Origin of the sequence: Maribacter aquivivus (assembly GCF_900142175.1) — a bacterium.
GTDB lineage: Bacteria > Bacteroidota > Bacteroidia > Flavobacteriales > Flavobacteriaceae > Maribacter > Maribacter aquivivus.
Map to the genome: position 1 here is coordinate 1,621,052 of NZ_FQZX01000001.1, position 24,144 is coordinate 1,645,195.

A 24,144-nucleotide genomic window follows, 5' to 3' on the forward strand; every position below is an offset into this window, starting at 1 on the left:
GAATTACAATGATAAAAGCAGTTAGGGGTAAAGAACCCGTTATAGGTGAAGATTGTTTTATTGCAGAAAATGCAACAATAGTTGGTGAAGTAAGTATGGGTAAGCAATGTAGTGTGTGGTTTAATGCTGTACTACGTGGCGATGTTCATTTTATTAAAATGGGTGATAAGGTTAATGTGCAAGATGGTGCCGTAATTCATTGTACGTATTTAAAGTCTCCTACCACAATTGGTAATAATGTTTCTATTGGGCATAATGCTCTTGTACATGGCTGTACCATACATGATAATGTGCTAATTGGTATGGGTAGTATTATTATGGATGATTGTGTAGTAGAAAGTAATAGTATTATTGCTGCCGGAGCTGTGCTAACTAAAGGTACCCACGTGCCATCTGGGAGTATTTTTGCGGGTATGCCGGCAAAGAAAATAAAAGATATTAGTCCCGAATTAAGTTCTGGAGAAATTAATAGAATTGCCGAAGCCTATACCATGTATTCAGGCTGGTTTAAGGAATAAAGGTTGACGCAAAAAGTCAATTACCTGTTGCAATCTATCTAAATTATGTACTTTTGACCCACCAAAACTAAAAGTTATGAACGCGTATGTTTTTCCTGGGCAAGGTGCTCAATTTGTTGGAATGGGTTTAGATCTATATGAAAAATACCCTATTGCAAAAGAGTTGTTTCTTAAAGCAAATGATATACTAGGCTTTGAGATTACTGAGGTAATGTTCAGAGGTAATGCCGAAGGATTGAAAGAAACCAAGGTAACTCAACCAGCCATATTTCTACATTCTGTTATTCTAAGTAAAGTAATGGGAGATTCATTTAAACCAGATATGGTTGCTGGTCATTCATTAGGAGAATTCTCTGCCTTAGTAGCGAATAATACCTTAAGTTTTGAAGACGGATTAAAATTAGTTTCGCAACGAGCCTTGGCAATGCAGAAGGCATGTGAACTTAAACCATCTACCATGGCAGCTGTTTTAGGATTGGAAGACGCTGTGGTAGAAAAAGTATGTGCAGAAATTTCAGGAATTGTTGTTGCGGCAAATTATAACTGTCCTGGTCAATTGGTAATTTCTGGTGAAATATCTGCAGTAGAGGAAGCTTGTGAAAAATTAAAAGAGGCAGGAGCAAGGCGTGCATTAATGTTGCCTGTAGGTGGTGCTTTTCACTCTCCGCTAATGGAGCCTGCTAGAGAAGAGTTAGCTGCGGCAATTGCTAATACTACATTTTCTGCTCCTAGTTGCCCAATATACCAGAATGTGCTTACCACTGCGGTGACTAGTGCAGATGAGATTAAAAAGAATTTAATGCTGCAATTGACTGCACCTGTTAAATGGACACAAAGTGTTCAGCAAATGGTGAAAGACGGTGCTACTATTTTTACTGAAATAGGTCCGGGTAAGGTATTACAAGGGCTAGTAAGAAAAATTGAACCTTCTGTTACTACGCAAGCCCCAGAGTTAACAGACTAACCATTGTTTCGTTAATATTACCATTTAACCTATAAATCCTTTTTTCAACTGTTTGTGAGGGGTTTACCTTGATTTTTTTGTAATATTGAGACCCTCATTTTTGGTTATGGATTTAGAACATCCTTCAGCCTTATTGTTGGGAATGATAAAGAATGCTATGAAAATAAGAGTATATAATAGTTTTTTGACTTCTAATAGTAGTAGGAGCTTAAAGAGATTCCTATTTGTTTTTGGATTCCTTTTTTTAGGTGCTTTTTCTCAAAGTGTTTCTGCGCAGTTGGTATCCATTGAGAATGATAGAGATGCTGATGAAGAAAATGAGGTGTCTGGTAGCTTTATAATAAGTGTTGACAATCCTGGGATTGGGGCTGGTAGTGTAACAGTTAAATATAATGTTTTAGTTACTAGTACGGCTACATCAGATGTCGATTATGTTGAATTAGATGGAGAAATTGATATTTCGTATAACGTTGTTGGAAATGGAAGTGAAATCATAGAAATTGAAGTCGACGATGATGATCTTGTTGAAGGTGAAGAAGTGATAATTATTCAATTGGTTGAAAGTATTGACTATAATGTAGATATTAATAATGATACCGCTACCGTAATTATCGAAGACAACGATACTGGTGAAGTCACATTAGGGGTCATTAGGGATGAAACTACTGAAGGCGCAACCACTAATGCTACTTATGGTCTGTTTAGAATTTTTATAGATGAGCCTAATAACACCGGAAGTCCTTTAACAGTTACCTATAATTTAATTGGAGGGACGGCTACAGAAGGTGATGATTATGTTATAGCGAGTACTGCGGTTATTGCAAATGGTGCATCATTTACAAATTTGTTAGTCAACCCGGAAGATGATGATTTGGTTGAAGTTGATGAAACAGTTGTTATGACAATTACGGCAATAGATAGCGATTCATATACAATTGGCACTCCTGACACTGAGACTGTTACCATCATAGATAACGATATTTTTGAAGCTTCTATTGAATCTACAACTGCGACAGCCAGAGAAAGTCCTTTAACTGTAGGTGTTTTTACCGTTGATGTAGATAAGATCAATGCGACCGGTGCACCTATTGAAATTGAATATGCGGTTAGTGGTACAGCAGATGAGGGAGATGATTTTACAACTCTTTCAGGGTCTGTTACCATTGAAGACGGTGAAAGTACGGGTACTATTACGCTTACACCAATTAATGATACCGATATTGAAAGTAATGAAACGGTAGTATTGACTTTGGTAAATGGTTCTGATTATACGGTTGGCGGTCCAGATAGTGCTACGGTGATAATCGTAAGTGACGATACCAATGTTGCACAAATTACTGCATCAGATGGTACGGCTGCCGAAAGTAATGGTGCTGTTTCTTCTGGAGAATTTACGGTTAGCTTAAGTGCTCCAAATGATACAGGAGGTCCGATTATAGTTAATTATGCAATAAGTGGTACAGCTGATAATGAAACAGATTTTGATGAAATAAATGAAAATGCCGTAACTATTTTAGATGGTGAGCAAGATGCTGTCATAGAAATTTTACCTGTAAATGATGTAGTTCAGGAAGGAACTGAAACCGTAATAATTACATTGGCTACTGGTACAGGTTATATATTAGGTTCTGGACCTACACGAACGGCAACCGTTCAAATAAACGATAACGATCAAGCCACATTAACAATTTCAGACGTATCATTAAATGAAGATGATGCAGCTGGTGAAATGGTTTTTAATGTAGAATTGGATTTGGAAGTTGTCGGTGGTACCACGGTAACTTATGCCTTTTCGGATGATACGGCTACAGAGGGTGAAGATTATACAGGAATTAGTGGTTCGCTAATTTTTGATGGTGATGCGGGTGAGATTCAAGAAATTACCGTACCCGTTACTAATGATGCTATTTTAGAAAATACGGAAACATTTACGGTTCAATTAGGGATACCTACTAATAATGTACAGCGTGCTAGCGGTGGCACGGCAACGGGAACAATTCAAGATGATGATAATTGTGTTGCGGCTCCAACATTAGATACTACGGTTTCAAATATCTATTGTGTAGAAGAGGCTGGAGATGATTTTTCTGCCAACTTATTTGATTTTACAAATAGTACGGCTCCTGCAGGCACGGTTTTGACTTGGAGTAGAGTTTCCAATCCTTTGAATACAAATTCTCACTTGACGGCTACAGAAGCTCAAGATGTAGATTTGCCAGCTTCTTATTATGGTTTTTTCTATGATGCGGCTAATGACTGCGCAAGTGGTACTATAGAAGTTCAGATAGTTAGAAATGTATTACCGCAATTAGTTGTTATTAATGACAACGAACGTTGTGGTCCTGGTACTTTGCTTTTAAGTGTTGAGCCTACTGATGGCGCATCTGTTAACTGGTATGATTCTTTAGATGCAGTTACCCCAATTGCGATGGGCGAAACATATACCACACCTTCATTAAATGCTACTGCAACATACTATGTTGAGGCAACTGAAAATGAATGTACAACTGAAAGGCAACCAGTTGTTGCAAGAATAGGTGTTCAAGCAACTACCGGAACGGCAACAAACGGTTCTATCTGTAATGTAGCTGCGAACGGACTTACAGCTATAGATTTAGATACGAGACTTTCTGGTGCAGATCCCGGGGTTTGGATTTTTGTTTCAGGTCCTGAAACTAGTGTTGATATTAGTTCTACCAACGTTGTGGAATTTGAAGGTGCTGCTTCTGGTGCTTATGTATTTAGTTATACAACAACAAATTCTACGGCACCCTGTGAAAACCCTACAGTAGAAATAACTATAAATGTTAGCGATTGTGAAACCGATGATGATAATGATGGTCTTTTAGGTGGTCAAGAAGTAACTCTTGGTACAGATTCTAATGATGCTGATACTGATGGTGATGGAATTGATGATGGTGTTGAAGTTGGTGATGATGTCGCTAATCCTTTAGATGAGGATGGTGACGGAATTATCGATGCATTAGATTCTAATACTGCAGATGCTGATAATGACGGAGTGAATGATCAACAAGATCCTGCAAATAATAATCCATGTATTCCTAACCGCTTTAATGGTAGTTGTGATACCGATGGTGACGGAATTTCAGATCTAGATGAACAAACAAATGGTTCTGATCCTGATGATCCTTGTGATCCTGTGGCAACTCCTAATTGCGATGCGCCAATTGATTTAGAGGTGTTGAAATCTGTAGATAATATTGATGCTTTAATTGGGGATACTATTATATTTAAAATTTTGGTAACTAATTTATCTGATAGAACAGCAAGGGCAATAGTTATTGGAGATCTTTTAGAATTAGGTTTCGATTTTGTATCAGCTGATTCTCCAGATTATGACGAGGTGTCCGGTAATTGGAATATAGCAGAATTAGGGGCGGGTCTTTCCTTAGAATTGTCAATTACCGTAATTGTAGCTGAACAAGGACCGTATACCAACACTGCAGTATTGTTAGAGTCTATTCCTTCGGATGATAATCCTGAGAATGATGAAGCAACTGTAGAATTAAGTACAGAGGCGCCAGAAGGTGTAGATCTTAAAATAGAGAAAGAGGCTCGCCCAGATAAAGCTTTGGTAGGTGGTGAAGTAGAATTTATTATTAGAGTTACCAATATTTCCGAATCTGATGTGGTGACAGATATTATTGTCAATGATTTAATATTGATAGAAAACGGATTTGAATTTGTTTCTGCAGAGTCAGATTTTAATGGTACATATGATGAAGCATCCGGTAATTGGAATATTCCTTCTTTAGATAGAGAAGAAACAGCTACGTTGAGAATTATTGCAAGAGTTCCTGCAATGGGTACATATGCTAATACAGCAACTATTGTTAGGTCTACACCGAGGGACGGTAATACAGAGAATAATGAAGCAACCGTTGAGGTAGAGGTAATTCAGAAAAGCCCTGCGGACCCAGGATTCCTGTTCAATCAATTCTCGCCAAATGGAAATAATCAAAATGAGGTTCTTCGTATTAATAGAACTTTGACGAATCCTGATACAGGTGCGCAAGTAGAGGTTAATTTACAGTACAAAATAAAAATTTACGATCGTTACGGAAATCTTGTTTTTGAAACTGAAAAGGTAAATGATGGCGATGTTTGGGACGGTACCTATGAAGGGAAAGAATCGCCAAAGGGAACTTATTTTTATATCATGAATTATAGTGTTAATAATCAACCTGCAGTATTAGACAAAGGTTGGATACAGCTTATTAGATAAAATAAATTATGGATTATAACTTTTATAAATCGAGTTATACTATTGCTTTAGTACTATTTTCTCTGTTAAGCTTTAATGCATATTCACAGAAAGAACCGCAGTACACCCAGTATATGTATAATATTGGTAGTTTTAACCCGGCTTATGTTGGTACAGTAGAAAACCCTGAATTCTCAGGATTGTATAGAGCTCAGTGGGTCGATATACCTGGTGCACCTAGAACTTTTCGTTTCGGTGCAAACTTGCCTTTTAAGAATGAAAAAGTAGGTTTAGGTATCAATATCGTAAATGATGAATTAGGTCCTGCTACACAGACCTACGCTGATATTTCTTATTCGTATCAGATAATGGTAACCGATGAGACTAAATTGTCTTTTGGTATTGATGCCGGTGGTTCGTTTTTAAATGTTGATTTCTCTAAGGGAACGTTTGAGAACCCGGGTGAGAATCTGAGTCAAGAGATGTTAAGTAAATTTTACCCTACGGTAGGTGCCGGTGCTTTCTTGTATTCAGAAGATTGGTATTTAGGAGCTTCTGTACCTAATTTTTTAACCGAAGGAGTCTACAATGACGAAATTGCATCTGTGGTAGAAGATAAACTTCAATTCAATTTTATAGGTGGTTACGTTTTTGAACTTTCAGATAACCTAAAGTTTAAACCTGCCTTTTTGGTCAATACAATATCTGGATCGCCGGTAAATGTGAATTTATCGAGTAATTTCTTGATTTCTGATGTGGTTACCGCAGGTGTATCATATCGTTTAGATAATGCCTTTAGTGGCTTAGCAGGTTTTCAGATTTCTAATACCTTGTTTGCAGGGTATTCATATGACTATAACACAAACTTACTTGGAGACTTCAATAGTGGGTCTCATGAAATAATACTTAAATTCTATTTGGGTAGAAAAGGACCTTCGAAATCTAAAGGGAGTAGTGATAATAATGCAAAGGGTAAACCAAAACAAGTTGATTCACCTCGATTCTTTTAAAGTGAACGAAAATGAGATTTAAATTAATCATAGTATTACTAGTTTTTGTACCATTTCTAAGTACGGCTCAAGACAAAAAATCTAAAGCCGATAATCTTTTTTATGGATATCAATACGAACAAGCCATTGTTGCCTATAAAAGTGAAATGCAAAAAGATTCTTTGACCAACCATCAGTTGCTGAACCTTGCAGATTCTTATTTTAGTACGGGTAGTTATGATAGTGCGTCCGAGCTTTATTTAAAGGTGAATAAGAATGATACCATTATGTCTGTTAACAGGTTTAATAAAATGTTGCAGAGCCTTTCTAAAAACTCTGAAAGAGATAGGGTAAGGATGTACTTAAAGTCAAAAGCCGACAAATTATCTCCTGAACTTTTAGAAAATGCAGAGTTTAATTATAGCTTATTAGAAATTCCTTCAAATACAGATAATAGTGTAATACGTCATTTGGGTGTGAATAGTGCGCAGGGAGATTTCTCGCCAGCATTTTATAAAAATGGTATACTTTTTAGTAGTAGTAGAGGGCGAAATAGTAAAAACGTATATGAGCCAACGGGTGAATCTTATTTAGATATCTATTTTGCAAGAATAAGTTCAAATAATAATTTGGTAGATGTTGAAACTTTTAATGAAATTCCGGCGACAGATTTTCATAAGTCAACACCATATTTTTCAGAAAAACTAGAAACGTTTTTTTATATCTTATCCAATGAGGAAGATGGTGAACTTAGATATGATGAGAACGGTAAAAATGCATTGGCAATAGGTACGCTTACAAAAAATGACAGGTTTAGATTTATATTAAAAGATTTAAGTACATCTTTTTACTATCCTTTCCTTGATGATGCTACTGAGCGTTTATATTTTGCTGCAAATTTTGATGATAGCTATGGTGGTACGGATTTGTACTATGTGTATACTAATAACGGACAGATCATGTCTGCACCTATTAATTTAGGACCTAGAATAAACTCACCGGGTAACGAGATTTCCCCTTACGTCTTTGATGGTAGTTTATATTTTTCTTCCGATATTTTTTATGGTCTTGGAGGGATGGATATTTACAAATCTAATATCTTGCCTAATGATTCGTATACTATTCCGGTAAACCTAGGTGAAGGAATTAATTCAACAGCGGATGATTTTGGATTCATATTACAAGATGTTGAAAACACAGGATTATCAGGATTCTTTGCTTCTAATAGAACTGGAGGAAAAGGCGGAGATGACCTTTATGGTTTTCAGCTTAAAAATGCACCTGGTTTAAAAACATTTGCCTTAGGTGGTAAAGTGGTTAACCTTAGAAATAAAGTAGGCTTAAAAGGAGCTCAGGTGAGATTATTGAACCAACAAGGAGATGTTTTAAAAGAAGTTATTGCAGGTAATGATGGTAGCTTTAGAGTAGAGGTGCCGTGGATGTCTCAAGTAACTATACAGGCTATGAGTGATGGCTATTCTATTTTCTCTACCACGTATTCTGAAGAGGGAATGGAAGAAATTCAAAACACGGCTTATAATATGGGTCTTGCAAGAATGGAAGACTTAGTAACACAACGAGAAGACAAGACGGTATTAAAACTTAATAAATTCTATTTCGATAAAGGTAAATCAGTATTAAACGCCCAAGTAGAAGAGGAGCTTAAGAAAGTTGTAGACGCTGTGGTTCGTTTTCCTCAAATGAGATTAAGAATACAATCACATACAGATACTAGAGGTAGCTCTTCATCTAATAAAAGGTTATCGCAACAGCGAGCTGATGTTATTAAAAACTATCTTTTAAGTAATGGTTTAAATTCAAGCAATATCATTGAAGCAACCGGTTACGGTGAAGAAAACATTGTAAACAACTGTATTAATGGTGCCTACTGTTTAGATTTTCTTCATAAGCAGAATGAGCGTACATTGTTCGTTGTAGAATAATCAGGACTTATTTCTATGCTACTTGGTAATTATGATGTAGAAATAATACAGTGAGAAACAAGACAAGAATAGAATGCCGGTATAGGTAAGGAATTTTAATTTCTTACCTGGTCGAAATTTAGGGTCTAGGTCATCACTGGTTACATTTTTTAAATTCATATAGCCTACAATAGGCGCTACAACGAAAGATACGAATGTAGCCAAAGCAACCAAATTTCCCATATTTGCGCTAAACGCTGCTATAACTACAAAATTAATTAGTGTTAAGGCGAAAACGCCTGCGGCGTATGCTGTTTTTGTTCTATACCATGTGGTTTTTGATTTTAATAGCGATAAAATATCTAAGCTGACTCTAGCTAAAGCATCATGTGCGGTCATACAAGTGCTGAACATAGTGGCAAATGCAGAAATTGCTATAAATAGATATGCCCAAGATCCAATATGTTGTGTAAATAACCGAACTACTTGGTCTGCGAAACTTACCGCATTATTACTGAGTTGTATATTCGTTCCGTATAAGGTATACCATCCTATTATCATAAAAAAGATAGCTAATATGGCTGTAATGGTATAGCCTATATTAAATTCTTGTAGAGATTCTTTTAAGCTAGGCTTGTCTTGAGTTTTCCATTTTTCAATACTCCATAAACTGATCCAGCTAGATGCTTCTACACTGGTAGGCATCCATCCAATTAATCCTATTAGAAACAGTATTCCTACTTCATTAAAAATGGGTAAGGGTTTAAAGTCTGGTACATGACTTACTGGTCCTTTTGCTAGAACTAAAATTGTAGTCACTAGTAAAGCAACAAATAGTACGCTAACTACAAATTTTAAACTGATTTCTAAAAACTTGTATTTTCCAAAAATCAGTAGTGCACTTATGATTAAAAATAAACTTAGCGCTACCATGGCAATAGAACTATGCCCAATGCCGAATAGATTTATAAATAGACCGGCTGTAACGGTATATAAGGCCGCTAGTATGGTGAAAGTGGTGATAAAGCTAATTATAGCATAAAACCATAAATAGCCTTTACCGCGATTTAAATAGCCCTCTATTAAGGTTTTATTGGTAACGTTGGTATACCGCACGCCGAATTCAAAGAAGGGGTATTTTAAGATGTTAGCTAAAATAATAGGAATAATCATCAGCCAGCCATATTGTGCCCCAGCTTTGGTAGATAAAACAAGATGAGACGTACCTATGGCCATACTTGCAAACAGAAGACCGGGACCTAAGTTTTTAAGTATCGTTTTTAAATTGAGCATTCTAATTGGTTTTGGTAGGTACTCTTAAATGTAGTGTATTTTATGATATTGAATATTGCGATTTATTTTATCTCTATAGCGGTACCGTAGAATTTTGGTTGGGTGTTTAGTATCATATCAATAAATACTTTTACCCGAGCTAAGTATTCTCTTGTTTGAACTTTTAGCCCTTGACTTGTAGAAACATCTTTAGCATTGAAACCAATAGCTTTTAAACCTTTTTGCTTGGCAATATATATTGCTCTTTCATTATGAAATTTTTGAGAGATAACCGTTACGTCATCTAAACCAAAAATAAACTTAGCCCTAAACATAGAATCTAAAGTTCTAAAGCCTGCATAGTCTAAGAAAATAACCTCTTCTGGTATACCAGCTTTTACTAAGTCTTTCTTGAAGGTGTCGGGTTCATTGTAATAGATGCTGCCATTGTCCCCGCTAACCAGTATAAATTTAATCTTACCCGCATTGTAGAGCGCTTTGGTTGCGTTTATGCGATAAGTGTAATATGGATTAGGAGAACCGTTGGTTAAGCGATTAGAAGTACCTAAAACGAGACCGACCCTATTGGCAGGTATTAATGCAACGTCTGTATACGTTTTGTCTTCTGCAGTACTTGAAATGATACTATTACAGGTGAATATGATTAGTATTAACGCTAATAGTAATAACCCTGATATTTTTAGTATTTTTTTTAGCATGCATTTGTAATGATAACTAAAGTTAATGAATAACTGAAGACTACAATTTGAAAAGTATAAAAATAAAAAACCCTTGAAAATCTTAAGATTAACAAGGGTTTTAGTACTCGAGGCGGGACTTGAACCCGCACGCCCCAAAGAGCACAGGATTTTAAGTCCGGCGTGTCTACCAATTCCACCACTCGAGCATACTTGGCTTTGAAAAAAAATGTTGACCGGCAACATTTTCTGAGCGAAAAACGGGATTCGAACCCGCGACCTCCACCTTGGCAAGGTGATGCTCTACCCCTGAGCTACTTTCGCAAATTTTTAAGAACGTACATCTCTTAAAAGATGCGGCTGCAAATTTAAAACAATTCTGTAAAAACCAAAGTAAAAAAGTGCAAAAGAATTAAAAAATTTATGAAGTAGCCTTTTTACCCTTGGTTAACAGCCTTTTAATCTCATTTAATTTCATCAAAGCTTCTACCGGAGTTAGTGTATCTATGTCTAAATTCGTGATTTCGTCCTTGATTTCTTCTAATAAGGGGTCGTCTAAATTAAAAAAGCTCAATTGCATTTCGTCAGAATCACTTTTTAATTTGTCTCCGACATCTTCACTTACGTGTTTATTTTCCAACTTTTTCAGAATTTTATTTGCCTTCTGAATTACTTGTTGGGGCATACCTGCCATTTTTGCCACATGTATACCAAAACTATGTTCACTACCACCCGGAATTAATTTTCGTAGAAATAGAACAGTATCCTTTAACTCTTTTATAGCAACATTATAGTTTTTAATGCGGCTGAAGGTGTTAGTCATTTCATTAAGCTCATGGTAATGCGTTGCGAACATTGTTTTAGCTCTTGCTGGATGTTCATGCAGATACTCAGAAATTGCCCAAGCAATAGATATACCATCATATGTACTTGTGCCACGACCAATTTCATCTAATAGAACAAGACTTCTCTCAGAGAGATTATTAAGTATAGATGCCGTTTCGTTCATTTCTACCATAAAGGTAGATTCGCCCATTGAAATATTGTCACTTGCACCAACTCGGGTAAATATTTTATCTACAACACCAATTTTAGCCGATTCTGCAGGAACAAAACTTCCCATTTGTGCAAGTAGTACAATTAATGCTGTTTGTCGTAGTAATGCTGATTTACCACTCATATTCGGACCGGTAATCATTATAAATTGTTGATTAGATCTGTCTAGTTGTAAATCATTGGCAATATACTGTTCGCCTAAAGGCAGCTGCTTTTCAATAACCGGGTGCCTTCCGTCTTTTATTTCTAAATCTGTAGAGTCATTTAAGGACGGACAATTGTAAGCGTTTTCTTTTGCAAGCTGTGCAAAACCACAAAGGCAATCTAATTGAGCAATAAGGTATGCATTGTTTTGCACAGGGGCAATGTACTCTTGCATCCATACTACTAATTGTGAGAATAGTTGTTGCTCTAAAGTTGAAATACGGTCTTCTGCTCCTAGAATATTTGCTTCGTATTCTTTAAGTTCTTCGGTAATATAACGTTCTGCATTTACCAAAGTTTGCTTACGCGTCCATGTTTCAGGTACTTTATCTTTATGGGTGTTTCTAACTTCTATATAATAACCAAATACATTATTAGAGGCTATTTTAAGGGATGTTATGCCAGTTGCGGCAGTTTCCCTTTCAAGCATTTTATTTAGATAGTTTTTTCCTGTAGTTGCTAATCCTCTAAGCTCATCTAATTCTTCAGAAAATCCTTTTGCGATAGTACTTCCTTTTAAAATGTTTACAGGTGCTTCTTCGCTAAGCATTTCTTTTATCTTGGCGCGTAATAAATCGCAAGATTGTATTTGGTCACCTGTTAAAGCAAGCGATTCGTTTTTAGAAGAGGTCGCTAATTGCTTTATAGGTATTAAGGCTTCTAAAGAATTTTTTAACTGTACTACTTCTTTAGGGTTTACCTTGCCTGTGGCTACTTTAGAGATCAAACGCTCCAAATCGCCCATTTTTTTAATATGGTGCTGAAATTTTTCTAAAACAACTTCTTCATCATGTAAGAAAGAAACAATTTGTTGTCTCCTTTTAATTTTTTCTAAATTTTTAAGCGGTAAAGCGAGCCATCTTTTAATCATTCGCCCGCCCATTGGTGAGATGGTTTTATCAATAACATCTAAAAGTGTCACTGCATTGATATTGGTAGAATGGTAAAGTTCCAAGTTTTTAATCGTGAAACGATCCATCCATATATAATCATCTTCAGCTATACGTTGTAATTTAGATATATGCTGTAATTGGCGGTGTTGTGTTTCGCCCAAATAATGCAAAACTACACCCGAGGCAATTATACCACAGGTTAAGTGATCAACGCCAAAACCTTTTAACGTATTGGTGTTGAAGTGAGATGTCAGGTTTTCTAGGGCATAGTCCTCTTGAAAAACCCAATCTTCTAAATAAAACAGATGATGATTTTTGCCAAATACCTCTAAGAATTCTTTTTTATGTGCTTTGGATATTAAAATCTCGTTGGGTGAAAAATTCTGCAATAATTTGTCTATTTGCTCCTCGCTACCTTCTGATGTTAAAAACTCACCCGTAGAAATATCAACAAACGCAATCCCTATTTTTTTTCTTCCGAAGTGAACGGCACAAAGAAAATTATTGGTCTTAGAGTTTAAGATATCGTCATTCATTGCCACACCAGGGGTAACCAATTCGGTTACACCTCTTTTAACAATAGTTTTGGTTTGTTTAGGATCTTCTAACTGATCACATATTGCAACGCGCTGTCCTGCTTTTACTAATTTAGGTAAATAGGTATTTAAAGAATGATGTGGAAAACCAGCTAATTCGGTTCGCTCGCCACCATTGTTTCTGTTGGTTAGAATAATACCTAATATGCGTGAAGCCTTTACTGCATCTTCACCAAAAGTCTCATAAAAATCGCCTACTCTAAATAGCAATAATGCATCAGGATACTTGGTCTTGATGGTATTATATTGCTTCATTAAAGGTGTTACCTTTTTTGTCTTGCTTTTATCCGCCACTTTATCTTTATCTCATTAATTTTGCACCTTCACGAAAGTATGGTTTAATCTCTTAAAATTTAATCATTGTTGATATTTGAGGATAAGTTTATAACCATTCAAACTAATGAAATTGATCAGTAAACTATGAGAAAATTAAGAAATGAGGAGTTAGATAGAATTGATGTTGAAGGGTATAAGCTTGCCGGTAAATCTCCCATAATTATTGTTCTTGATAATATAAGAAGTTTAAATAATATTGGATCCGTTTTTAGAACTGCCGATGCTTTTTTAATTGAGAAAATATATTTGTGTGGTATTACTGCCAAGCCACCTCATAAAGATATTCATAAAACAGCATTAGGTGCAACTGATAGTGTCGATTGGGAACATGTTGATGATACGATGAAATTGGTTGAAAGATTAAAAGAAGATGGTTGTCATATTATTTCAGTGGAGCAGGCAGAGAAAGCAACGCAGCTTAACAAATATATGCCTGCCAAAGATAAAAAGCAGGTACTCATTTTTGGAAATGAAGTTAAGGGTGTTGCCCAAAATGTGGTTAGCGCTAGTGATGAGGTTTTAGAGATACCGCAATTTGGCACCAAGCATTCATTGAATATTTCAGTAAGCGTAGGTGTTGTTGTGTGGGATTGCTGGAGTAAATTAAACGCATAAAAAAACCTGGTCGTAGACCAGGTTTTTTAGTATAGTTTGAGTTAGTTAGTTGCACGTATGCCTTCACAATAAAAGATTTTCTTTTCATTTACGCAAGAAATAATACGATTTATTATTGTTACGTATTAGCTAAAGCAAAGTCTTCAATCTTGGTTAAAACAGTTTCGTAATCACTTTTATGGCTCACAAAATCAAGTTCGCTCACATCTATAATGAGTTGATTTTCTTTGGGATATGTTCTTAAAAAGTCAAAATAACCACGGTTAATTTTCTCAAGATAGGTGAGTTCTATATTCTGTTCATATTCCCTGCCACGTTTCTTTATTTGCTCTAATAATCTTTCTGTTGTTTGATACAGATAAACGTATACTTTGGGCTTTTTAACTTCTTTGTACATAAAGTTAAACACCTTTCTATAAAGATCAAATTCATTTTGTTGTAATGTGACCTTAGCAAATATCAACGATTTATAAATGTCATAATCACTAACCATAAAACTCTTAAAAAGGTCTAGTTGATTTGTGTCTTCTGTAAATTGCTGATAACGGTCTGCTAAAAAAGACATTTCTAGAGGGAATGCATACCTAGCTTGGTCTTCATAAAAATTAGGTAAAAACGGATTCTCGGCAAATCGTTCTAAAATCAATTTAGCATTAAAGTCTTCAGAAATTTTAGTTGCTAATGTAGTTTTACCAGCTCCAATATTACCTTCAATGGCAACATACTCCAAACTAGCAAAAAACGTATGCCTGCTTTTAAAAAGTCTTTTTATTTGTTTTGTTATGGTGCTTTTGTCCTTGCATTCTTGCAGTAAATTTCTGGTATCTTTATTTAAAACAGGGTGATAGAATTGCGGAGTAATATCAGCCAGTGGTTTTAATATAAACTTTCTGTCTTGCATCTTAGGGTGCGGTACAGTTAAGTTGGTGGTGTTTATTACATCCTTTTCGTAATAAATGATGTCAATGTCCAAAGTTCTGCTCTGGTAATTGTTTCCTTCGCTCCGTTCTCTTCCAAAATTGGTCTCTATCGATAGTAATTTAGCAAGTAAGTCTTCTGGGGAAAGTAATGTCTGTAATTCTAAACAAGCATTTAAAAAATCTTCACCCTCAAAACCCCAAGACGGAGTTTCATAAACAGCGGAAACCTGCCTAATTTCGCCGGTTCTTTTGCCGATTTCGAAAATAGCTTTTTGTAATAACAATTGACGGTTGCCTAAATTACTGCCAATAGATAAGAATGCTGTTTTGTATACTCCCATAATGTTGGGACAAAATAACTAAAACATATCCACATTAGTTATCTTTGTTCACTATTAAAATAAAGATTTAAATGAATTTTTTAAGAAATTTTCTTGCTTCCATATTGGGATCCCTATTTGCATTCGGTATCATGTTTGTAATGTTTTTAATTTTTGTAAGCTTGGTTAGTAGTGGTGAAGATACTGTTGCAATTGAAGATAACTCTATTCTTGAGTTACAATTACAAAGACAAATTTCTGATTATACGGGGAGTGACGAATTAGATCCTTTTGCAGGTATTTTTGAAGAGTCGCAAGGGTTAGATGAAATAATACAAGCTATTGAGGTGGCGAAAAATGATGACCGTATAAAAGGAATCAGCATTAACAACAATTTTATAATGGCAGGTTTGGCACAAACACAGGCTATTAGAAAATCATTAGAAGATTTTAAGGCTGAAGGTAAATTTATTTACGCATATGCAGATTTTTTTATGCAACGTGATTATTATTTGGCTAGTGTGGCAGATTCTATTTTTATAAATCCGGTAGGGGTTTTAGATTTTAAAGGTTTGTCTACAGAGGTTCTTTACTATAAAGAACTGCAAGAGAAATCTGGAATTAAGATGGAGGTTATTCGTCATGGTAAGTACAAAAGTGCTGTTGAGCCTTATTTGGAAAATAATATGAGTGAAGCTAATAGAAGCCAGTTGACTTCTTTACTTCAATCTCTTTGGAATTCTATGATTGTTGATATTTCAAAAACACGATCTATTTCTGAATCAGATCTAAATAGTATTGCAGATACCTTAGGGGGTAGAACTCCAAAATATGCAAAACAGTCAGGTTTGATTGATGATGTTGTTTTTTATGATGAGTATGAGGATAAACTGGCAAATGCTTTGAAAATTAAAAAAGACGAGGACATTAATTACAGCACATTAGATGATTATGTAAAGTATTCGAATAAAAAGAAATTAAAATCTGGTGACGATAAAATTGCCGTTGTTTTTGCACAGGGTGAAATATTATATGGTGAAGGTGGACCAAGCATTATTGGTCAGGGTATTATAAACGAAGCATTGATTAAAGCTCGTGAAGACGACAAGGTGAAAGCTATTGTTTTACGTGTAAACTCACCGGGCGGTAGTGCATTGACTTCAGATATTATTTGGAGAGAAGTTGCACTTGCTAAGAAAGTGAAGCCTGTAGTAGTATCAATGGGTAACGTTGCTGCATCTGGCGGTTATTACATTGCTGCTGGCGCTGATAAGATTTTTGCCGAGCCAACGACAATAACTGGTTCTATAGGTGTTTTTGGAACTGTACCGAACATGACTGAGTTGGCCGGTGATATAGGTATTAATGCAGAGCAGGTAGGTACCAATAAAAATGCTGTCGAGTATTCACTTTTTGAGCCAATGCAAGAAAGTTTTAAAAATCAAATTCAAGAGAGTATAGAAGAAACGTACCAAACATTTCTACAAAGAGTATCTGAAGGTAGAAATATGACCATGGCACAAGTTGATAGTGTAGCACAGGGTAGAGTTTGGAGCGGTACCGAAGCTTTAGAAGTTGGTTTGGTAGATGAGTTGGGTAATTTAGATGATGCTATTGAAGCGGCTGCTGAGTTAGCTTCTTTAAGCTCGTATGGAATTAAGAAGTTTCCGAAATATAAAAGCGGTTTTGAGCGCTTTATGGAAGATTTAGAAGGTGCTAGTCTTCAAATCAAAGAGAATTTATTGAAAGATGAAATAGGTGATGAGGCTTATAAGGTGCTTAAAGAATTGCAGTCTTTTAAAGAGCAAAAGGGTATACAGGCTAGAATGCCGTTTGCATTAGATATTAAGTAATATATGACCTTAAAAGATAGAAAATTAGCTCAGCGTATTTATCTGTATTTAGGGGCTTTGTTTATCACTTCTCTAGTGGTTTCTAACCTTATATTTCAAAAGTTTTTTTATTGGAATCCCTTAGGGGATTTCACTGTTTTCGGGGTTTCGCTATTTGAAGTTTCCGTTGGTATTTTACCTTACCCAATAACGTTTTTGATTACCGATCTCATTTCCGAGATTTATGGTAGAAAAATGGCAAACCAAATTGTTACTGCCGGTATTTTTGCTTCTTTCTTTTCCATGGGCATTATTTTATTGGCAGAAGTTGCCCCTGCAATTCCTTCATCACCTATAAACGATGAAACTTTTACGCAAGTTTTTGCGCTGTCGCCAATAGCTGTATTAGCTTCTATGATAGCTTATTTGTTAGCGCAGTATGTAGATGTTGCTATTTATCATTTCTGGAAAAAATTGACAAAAGGCAAGTATTTATGGTTGCGTAATAATTTTTCGACATTCCTATCACAATTTCTGGACACGTTTACCGTTGTGGGGTTGTTATGTGTCTTCAAAGTATTACCGTGGGAGCTTTTTTTCGGTCTCGTAGTTAGCGGATTTATTTTTAAGATTTTTATAGCATTTCTAGACACCCCTTTTCTCTATTTCTTCGTATATATCATGAGAAAACGTTTTAATCTAAAGCTAAATGAAGAATTGGACTTAGATATTTTGGATTAAAAACAGTAAACAATACAGTGTAAAAATATACTATGGGTAAGAAAATTTTAAAAATTGTAGGTGTATTACTATTATTAATTATAGCAGTTTTAATAGCAGCGCCTTTCTTCTTGGAGGCTAAAATAGGGGAGATTATAAAGAGTAATGTCAACCAGAATGTGAATGCCACATTAGATTTTTCTGAGGCTAACTTAAGTTTGGTCAGTAGTTTTCCGAATGCAGAAGTAGAATTTAAAGATGTTGTGTTATTAAATAAAGCCCCTTTTGAAGGTGATACTTTATTTAAGGCTAGTAGTCTAGATCTGACAATGGGTATTATGCAACTGTTTAAAAGCGAGGGTGATGCTATAGCAATTAATAATATTAATTTAGATGGTGCATTCATTAATGTTGTAGTAGATAAAGAAGAGAATGCAAACTATGATATAGCAAAACCTTCAGAGCCAACTACAGCTGATGAAGAATCTACCTCAACTGATGGTTTTAATTTGGATCTACAATCTTATGAAATTACCAATACTAGAATATATTACACAGATAATTCAACAGGTATAGCCTTTAAATTAGATGATTTTCAGCATAAAGGAACTGGAGATTTATCTTTGGCTACTTCTGAGTTAGATACGCATACAGATGCTTTTATATCCTTAGAGATGGATAGTGTTAACTATTTGAATAAAAACAAGATTAAGTTAGATGCACTTATAGGTATCGATTTAAAGGAGAACAAATATTCTTTTTTGAAGAATGAGGCATTGATCAATCAGTTGCCATTAGTATTTGATGGTTTTATTAAACTAAATGAGACCAGTCAAGAAATAGATTTAACATTTAAGACTCCGTCTTCAGATTTTAAAAACTTCTTAGGGCTGATACCAGAGATTTACTCTAAAGACATTGAAAATGTAACTACTACAGGTGACTTTGCTGTTAATGGTAATTTTAATGGTATTGTTGATGAAACACATATTCCTAAATTTCATGTTGATCTAAAATCAGATAATGCATCGTTCAAGTATCCAGATTTGCCAAAAGCGGTAAGTAATGTATTTTTTGATATTCAGTTAAATAATAAAACGGGTATTGTAGAAGACACCTATGTAGATGTTAATAAAGCTTCTTTTATGATAGATGAAGATAAATTCAATCTTACATCACACGTAACAGAGTTAATGGGTAATACTAAAGTTAAAGCACATATTGATGGTGTTATGAACTTGGCTAATATTTCTAAAGCATACCCTGTACCTGCAGAGTATGATTTAAAAGGATTATTGAAGGCAGATATTACCACTGCTTTTGATATGCAGTCTTTAGAGAAAGAACAATATGAAAAAACAAGCACAACGGGCGATTTAAGTGTAACCAATTTTGAATACAATTCAGATGAATTGGCAAACCCTGTAAAATTCAATGCTGCTCGTTTAACGTTCAACCCTAAGACTGTTACATTAAACCAATTAAATGGTACAACAGGCACCACGGATTTTGATGCTACAGGTACTATAAACAATCTATTAGGGTTTATGTTTAATGATGAAAAAGTTGAGGGAAATTTTAACTTGAAATCTAATTCTTTTGCTTTAAGCGATTTTATGGTTGCTGAAACAGAAGTGCCTGCAACTACAAATGAGGGTAATTCTACTTCTGGTGGAACGGTACAGGAAGAAAAAATTAAAATTCCATCTTTCTTAGATGCGACCATTAATGCAGATGCTAAAAAAGTATTGTATGATGATATTGTGTTAAGTGATGTCAAAGGAGTTTTGAAGATAAAAGATGAAACTGCTACGTTAAGTAATATGACTGCTGGTATGTTTGGAGGTAAAATCGGCTTTAATGGCGATGTGTCTACAAAGAATGAGACACCTACTTTCAATATGAAATTAGATTTAAATCAGCTAGGTATTCAAGAGACATTTGCTTCTGTTGATTTGTTTAAAGCTATAGCTCCTATTGCGAAAATGTTAAAAGGTAAATTAACCTCAGACATTTCCTTATCAGGTAATTTAACCGATGATTTAATGCCAAATTTATTATCATTGACTGGTGAGATGTTTGCTGATTTAATGACAGAAGAAGTGAATACAGAAGAGGCACCTGTATTAAATTCATTAGTTTCCAACTTGAATTTCATCGATTTAAAACAGCTGAACTTAAAAGACTTGAAAACCTCGTTATCTTTTAAAGATGGTATAGTAGTTGTAAAACCTTTTACTTTAAATTATAAGGATATTGCCATAAATGTTGATGGTAGCCATTCGTTTGATCAAAAATTGAATTACAAAGCTACTTTACAAGTACCTGCTAAATATTTAGGTTCAGATATTACAAAATTGATTGCCAAAATTGATGATCCTTCTTTAGCTGATTTAACAATACCTGTTGTCGCTAACATTGGTGGTCTTTACAATAGCCCTAAAGTTACCACTGATATGAGTTCTGGTGTTAAGCAATTAACAACAAAACTTATTGAGGTTGAAAAGCAAAAGCTTATAGCAAAGGGTACTGATAAGGCGAAAGATTTAATTGGGGGGCTAATAAGTGGAAATAAAACTACGACAGATTCTACCAGTCAAAAATCGACCGATACTAAAACAGCTGCTAAGGATATTTTAGGTGGAATCTTATCTACTAAGAAAGATACTGCTTCAGCTACAGCTGTAAAGAAAGATTCTACTCCTGTTAAAACGGAGGAAGCTGTAAAAGAAAAGGCAAAAGATATCTTAGGTGGCCTATTTGGGAAAAAGAAAAAAGATAGTACTAACTAATAGTTAAGCCTACGTAATAACCTTCGCTACCTCTTACATTGAAAACGGTGTTGTCTTCAAAGATGAGGTACTGACCTTTAATACCTTTTAATTTACCCTCAAAAGTTGGTGTTTTGCTTAGGTTCAAGCTTTTTACTTTTGTTGGATACTGTAGCACCGGAAATTCTAATTCAGTTTCTGTATTAGAATCTAAAAAATAGGGTAGTGCCTCTTCAGGTATATATTGCTTTAGTTTATTGCGCCGTTCTTGAAGATTTTCATCGACAACTGTATTGGTAAGCATGGTGCGCCAATTTGTTTTATCACCTACATGGTCTTTTAAGGCAACTTCAGTTATGCCTGCTAAATATCTATTTGGTACTTCTGCAATTTCAATTGCTTCATGCGCACCTTGGTCAATCCACCTGGTTGGTATTTGTCCTTTTCTGGTTACACCCACTTTTACATTGCTTGAATTGGCCAAGTATACAATATGTGGTTGTAATTGTACCTTTTTTTCATAAGCTAAATCTCGGTCTTCTTGATCTAAATGCGCTTTGCTTAATTCGGGTCTCATTATCCAATCTCCGGCAGATGGTATTTCAAAAAAACATGTTTTACAAAAACCTTGTCTGTAAATGGGGCGGTCATTACCACAATTTAGACATTGATGTTTAATGAATTCTATTTTTAGTGTTTTGTCTAGAATTTGATTTACATTCAAAAAGTCAGATTCGAACAACATATAATATTGAATCGGACTTCCTATTTCTGTCTGCATTTTTCTAAGTACTCCCTCGTATTGCATTTAAATCTTGCTTATTGAATTATCATTTGAGAATGATAGCTAGATGCGCTATTTTTAACAATACAAAGATACCTATAAATGCCAATTACTCTATTTAATTCAATTGCCTCTTGGTTGCTAAAAAAGCGGTACCATCAAATCGAGCTTTTTTTAAAGTATCCTGATGAGGTTCAAGAAGAGGTTTTGCTTCAGTTGCTTGAATTTGCGGAAGATACTGAGGTTGGTAGAACCTATGATTTTGAGTCGATAAAATCGTACAATGATTTTAAAGAACGGTTACCTATAGTTTCCTACGAAGAGATTCAACCAATTATAGAACGTACAAGAAGAGGTGAGCAAAATCTATTTTGGCCTACCAAAGTAAAATTATTCGCTAAAAGTAGCGGAACAACAGATGCCAAAAGTAAATTTATACCTGTTAGTGGCGAGGCATTAGAAGATTGTCATTATAAGTCTAGTAAAGATTTATTATGCCTTTATTTAAATAATAACGAAAACTCACAGCTATTTACGGGAAAGAGTTTAAGACTAGGCGGTAGTAAAGAGCTCTATGAGGATAATGGATCATTGTTTGGAGACTTATCTGCAATTTTAATAGATAATATGCCGTTGTGGGCAGAGTACAGTAGCACGCCTAGTAATAAGGTTTCATTAATGAGTGAGTGGGAGAGTAAGCTTATGGCTATCATTCATGAAAGTGTTCAGGAAAATGTTACGAGTTTGGCCGGTGTACCTTCTTGGATGCTGGTATTATTGAATAAAGTACTTGAAGAAACTGGTAAAGAGCATCTCTTTCAGGTTTGGGAAAACCTAGAGGTATACTTTCATGGTGGTGTAAACTTTAACCCTTATAAAGAGCAATACAAAAAGATACTTCCACATAGTAATTTTAGGTACTACGAAATTTATAACGCTTCTGAAGGCTTCTTTGCTATTCAAGATAGAAATGGAGCTGATGATTTACTGCTGATGTTAGACTACGGTATTTTCTATGAGTTTATCCCGATGGATGTTTATGGCGCTTTTAACGAAGAGGCAATCCCCTTGTGGAGCGTAGAGTTAGGTAAGAATTATGCCATAATTATTACTACGAACTCAGGATTGTGGAGGTATAAAATTGGAGATACAGTTCGGTTTACTTCTAAAAGTCCGTATAGAATTAAAGTCACAGGTCGTACCAAACATCATATAAATGTATTTGGCGAAGAGCTTATTATAGAGAATGCTGAAGAAGCTTTAAAAATAGCTTGTGCTAAAACGGAAGCCGAAATAATGGACTATACTGCCGGGCCCGTTTTTATGGAGGGTAAAGAAAAAGGTGCGCACGAGTGGATTATGGAGTTTAGAACATTACCAGAAGATTTTGGTGCTTTTGTAGAGATATTTGATAATGCATTAAAATCACTCAACTCAGATTATGAAGCTAAGAGATTAAACAATATTACCCTAAATGCGCCATTAGTACACATAGCACGTAAGAATTTATTTTATGATTGGCTGAAATCAAATGATAAGCTTGGTGGGCAGCATAAAATTCCGAGATTGTCAAATAAGAGAGATTATTTAGAAGAACTTTTGCGAATGAACAAGTAAATAACTCTATTCACACTAATTATTAGCCTAATCACAACAAACTTTTATGAATTCTTAGTAGTAGTTATACCTTTGTCCTAATTAATGTAGTTTTTGCCTTACGCCATCTTTGTAGTTGTTTTTGTCTTACTTTATTTACGATAAAATGGACTACACCGATATTTTTAAACGTGTAAACAATTAAATGGTTGCAAGTGTAGTTATTATTTCAACTTGCAGAAGTAAAACTTAACCAAAACTATAAATACTATTATTATGGCAGATAAATTAGTAATCGTTTCCGACATGTGGGGCGCTAAGAAAGGACTATGGATTACTTCATACTTAGGGTATCTACAACAGTATTTTGATATAACTTTTTATGATAGTCAACAACTGGCTAATTTAGATATTCTGGTTCAAACAGAAGAGAACGTACATAATGCTTTTATAGAAGGTGGTACAGATACTGCTGCTGCACATTTATTAAAAAAAGAAACGGAAGCTTGTTATTATCTTGCTTTTAGTACTGGGGCTACCATAGTTTGGGAGGCTGCCAAGAAAGGTTTACCTGTTAAGTCCTTATACGGTGTTTCTCCAACAAGAATTCGTAGAACTAATGATAAACCTAATGTGCCTTTTAATTTGGTATATGGTGCTAACGATGCGTTTAAGCCAAGTGAAGAATGGGCAAGTAACTTAGGGGTAGATATGGAAGTATTATCTAATTACGGACATACATTATACACAGATGAGAAAATCATTCAAAAAGTATGTATGGATTTATTACAAGAAGTAACGCAAATTACACCACAGATTAAAAAAGTGGTTTGAAAATAAAATAAAAAGTAAAACATAAAAAAAGCGAAGATTTAAATCTTCGCTTTTTTTATGTTCAATAATTTAATAAGTA

General features: G+C 35.0%; 16 protein-coding genes and 2 tRNA genes. 11 read left to right on the forward strand and 7 right to left on the reverse strand.

Annotated elements, in window-relative coordinates; all coding sequences use genetic code 11:
* Nucleotides 1-8 precede the first annotated feature (8 nt).
* The 5 genes from BUC31_RS06780 (at nt 9) to BUC31_RS06800 (ending at nt 8,639) form a co-directional block, all read left to right on the forward strand.
* The gene (locus tag BUC31_RS06780; RefSeq protein ID WP_073242428.1) at nt 9-518 is read left to right on the forward strand and encodes a gamma carbonic anhydrase family protein; all 510 of its coding nucleotides are present in this window, start codon (nt 9-11) and stop codon (nt 516-518) included.
* Between the two features lie 76 nt (nt 519-594).
* Entirely contained in the window at nt 595-1,482 is an 888-nt protein-coding gene (gene fabD, locus BUC31_RS06785; protein WP_073242430.1) for an ACP S-malonyltransferase, read from the forward strand.
* 106 nt (nt 1,483-1,588) lie between these two features.
* Nucleotides 1,589-5,728, forward strand: coding sequence for a Calx-beta domain-containing protein (locus BUC31_RS06790; RefSeq protein ID WP_073242432.1), 4,140 nt, complete (start codon nt 1,589-1,591; stop codon nt 5,726-5,728).
* An 8-nt stretch (nt 5,729-5,736) separates the two neighbouring features.
* Nucleotides 5,737-6,717, forward strand: coding sequence for a PorP/SprF family type IX secretion system membrane protein (locus BUC31_RS06795; RefSeq protein ID WP_073242434.1), 981 nt, complete (start codon nt 5,737-5,739; stop codon nt 6,715-6,717).
* An 11-nt stretch (nt 6,718-6,728) separates the two neighbouring features.
* Nucleotides 6,729-8,639 (forward strand): OmpA family protein, encoded by a 1,911-nt coding sequence (locus BUC31_RS06800; protein WP_073242436.1) that lies wholly within the window; start codon nt 6,729-6,731, stop codon nt 8,637-8,639.
* Nucleotides 8,640-8,657: 18 nt separating this feature from the next.
* Here the strand turns inward: BUC31_RS06800 and BUC31_RS06805 are convergent, their stop codons facing one another.
* The 5 genes from BUC31_RS06805 to mutS all read right to left on the reverse strand — a co-directional run bounded on the left by BUC31_RS06805 (nt 8,658) and on the right by mutS (nt 13,592).
* A complete protein-coding gene (locus BUC31_RS06805; RefSeq protein WP_073242438.1) occupies nt 8,658-9,911 on the reverse strand; it encodes an NRAMP family divalent metal transporter in 1,254 nt (417 codons plus the stop codon).
* Between the two features lie 62 nt (nt 9,912-9,973).
* Nucleotides 9,974-10,609, reverse strand: coding sequence for a SanA/YdcF family protein (locus BUC31_RS06810; RefSeq protein ID WP_073242440.1), 636 nt, complete (start codon nt 10,607-10,609; stop codon nt 9,974-9,976).
* 104 nt (nt 10,610-10,713) lie between these two features.
* A tRNA-Leu gene (locus tag BUC31_RS06815) sits at nt 10,714-10,797 on the reverse strand.
* Nucleotides 10,798-10,840: 43 nt separating this feature from the next.
* Nucleotides 10,841-10,912: transfer RNA gene (locus BUC31_RS06820), tRNA-Gly, on the reverse strand.
* A gap of 97 nt (nt 10,913-11,009) precedes the next feature.
* Nucleotides 11,010-13,592: a DNA mismatch repair protein MutS gene (gene mutS, locus BUC31_RS06825; RefSeq protein ID WP_073243798.1), complete on the reverse strand. Its 2,583-nt coding sequence runs from the start codon at nt 13,590-13,592 to the stop codon at nt 11,010-11,012.
* Between the two features lie 165 nt (nt 13,593-13,757).
* Between mutS and BUC31_RS06830 the strand changes: the two genes are divergently transcribed.
* Nucleotides 13,758-14,288, forward strand: a complete 531-nt coding sequence (locus BUC31_RS06830) for an RNA methyltransferase (RefSeq protein WP_073242442.1) — start codon at nt 13,758-13,760, stop codon at nt 14,286-14,288.
* Between the two features lie 118 nt (nt 14,289-14,406).
* Here BUC31_RS06830 and folK read toward each other — a convergent pair whose 3' ends face one another.
* On the reverse strand, nt 14,407-15,549 hold the full coding sequence (gene folK / locus BUC31_RS06835) for a 2-amino-4-hydroxy-6-hydroxymethyldihydropteridine diphosphokinase (protein ID WP_073242444.1): 1,143 nt from the start codon (nt 15,547-15,549) through the stop codon (nt 14,407-14,409).
* A 71-nt stretch (nt 15,550-15,620) separates the two neighbouring features.
* Here folK and sppA point away from each other — a divergent pair, with 71 nt between their 5' ends.
* Genes sppA through BUC31_RS06850 form a run of 3 tightly spaced genes read left to right on the forward strand, consistent with a single transcriptional unit; the run spans nt 15,621 to nt 20,872 of the window.
* On the forward strand, nt 15,621-17,381 hold the full coding sequence (gene sppA, locus BUC31_RS06840; RefSeq protein WP_073242446.1) for a signal peptide peptidase SppA: 1,761 nt from the start codon (nt 15,621-15,623) through the stop codon (nt 17,379-17,381).
* 3 nt (nt 17,382-17,384) lie between these two features.
* Nucleotides 17,385-18,101 carry a queuosine precursor transporter gene (locus BUC31_RS06845; protein WP_073242448.1) on the forward strand — a complete coding sequence of 239 codons (717 nt, stop codon included), beginning with the start codon at nt 17,385-17,387 and terminating at the stop codon, nt 18,099-18,101.
* Between the two features lie 32 nt (nt 18,102-18,133).
* Nucleotides 18,134-20,872, forward strand: a complete 2,739-nt coding sequence (locus BUC31_RS06850; RefSeq protein ID WP_073242450.1) for an AsmA-like C-terminal region-containing protein — start codon at nt 18,134-18,136, stop codon at nt 20,870-20,872.
* On the opposite strand, the gene BUC31_RS06855 is transcribed toward BUC31_RS06850, so the two are convergent.
* Complete coding sequence (locus BUC31_RS06855) at nt 20,865-21,659, reverse strand: DUF2797 domain-containing protein (RefSeq protein ID WP_073242452.1); 795 nt, start codon at nt 21,657-21,659, stop codon at nt 20,865-20,867. The two genes, BUC31_RS06850 and BUC31_RS06855, sit on opposite strands and share 8 nt — an antisense overlap.
* A gap of 78 nt (nt 21,660-21,737) precedes the next feature.
* Here BUC31_RS06855 and BUC31_RS06860 point away from each other — a divergent pair, with 78 nt between their 5' ends.
* Both BUC31_RS06860 and BUC31_RS06865 read left to right on the forward strand, forming a co-directional pair.
* Nucleotides 21,738-23,252: a GH3 auxin-responsive promoter family protein gene (locus tag BUC31_RS06860; RefSeq protein WP_073242454.1), complete on the forward strand. Its 1,515-nt coding sequence runs from the start codon at nt 21,738-21,740 to the stop codon at nt 23,250-23,252.
* A gap of 255 nt (nt 23,253-23,507) precedes the next feature.
* Entirely contained in the window at nt 23,508-24,065 is a 558-nt protein-coding gene (locus BUC31_RS06865; protein WP_073242456.1) for a hypothetical protein, read from the forward strand.
* The last annotated feature ends 79 nt before the right edge of the window (nt 24,066-24,144 follow it).

Bases quoted from the DNA above. Each gene is read 5' to 3' on its own strand.
- BUC31_RS06800 (WP_073242436.1), top strand. From the start codon at position 6,729: ATGAGATTTAAATTAATCATAGTATTACTAGTTTTTGTACCATTTCTA.
- folK (WP_073242444.1), bottom strand. From the start codon at position 15,549: ATGGGAGTATACAAAACAGCATTCTTATCTATTGGCAGTAATTTAGGC.
- BUC31_RS06795 (WP_073242434.1), top strand. From the start codon at position 5,737: ATGGATTATAACTTTTATAAATCGAGTTATACTATTGCTTTAGTACTA.
- BUC31_RS06790 (WP_073242432.1), top strand. From the start codon at position 1,589: ATGGATTTAGAACATCCTTCAGCCTTATTGTTGGGAATGATAAAGAAT.
- BUC31_RS06805 (WP_073242438.1), bottom strand. From the start codon at position 9,911: ATGCTCAATTTAAAAACGATACTTAAAAACTTAGGTCCCGGTCTTCTG.
- mutS (WP_073243798.1), bottom strand. From the start codon at position 13,592: ATGAAGCAATATAATACCATCAAGACCAAGTATCCTGATGCATTATTG.
- BUC31_RS06865 (WP_073242456.1), top strand. From the start codon at position 23,508: ATGGCAGATAAATTAGTAATCGTTTCCGACATGTGGGGCGCTAAGAAA.
- BUC31_RS06780 (WP_073242428.1), top strand. From the start codon at position 9: ATGATAAAAGCAGTTAGGGGTAAAGAACCCGTTATAGGTGAAGATTGT.
- BUC31_RS06855 (WP_073242452.1), bottom strand. From the start codon at position 21,659: ATGCAATACGAGGGAGTACTTAGAAAAATGCAGACAGAAATAGGAAGT.
- BUC31_RS06850 (WP_073242450.1), top strand. From the start codon at position 18,134: ATGGGTAAGAAAATTTTAAAAATTGTAGGTGTATTACTATTATTAATT.
- fabD (WP_073242430.1), top strand. From the start codon at position 595: ATGAACGCGTATGTTTTTCCTGGGCAAGGTGCTCAATTTGTTGGAATG.
- BUC31_RS06810 (WP_073242440.1), bottom strand. From the start codon at position 10,609: ATGCTAAAAAAAATACTAAAAATATCAGGGTTATTACTATTAGCGTTA.
- BUC31_RS06845 (WP_073242448.1), top strand. From the start codon at position 17,385: ATGACCTTAAAAGATAGAAAATTAGCTCAGCGTATTTATCTGTATTTA.
- sppA (WP_073242446.1), top strand. From the start codon at position 15,621: ATGAATTTTTTAAGAAATTTTCTTGCTTCCATATTGGGATCCCTATTT.
- BUC31_RS06860 (WP_073242454.1), top strand. From the start codon at position 21,738: ATGCCAATTACTCTATTTAATTCAATTGCCTCTTGGTTGCTAAAAAAG.
- BUC31_RS06830 (WP_073242442.1), top strand. From the start codon at position 13,758: ATGAGAAAATTAAGAAATGAGGAGTTAGATAGAATTGATGTTGAAGGG.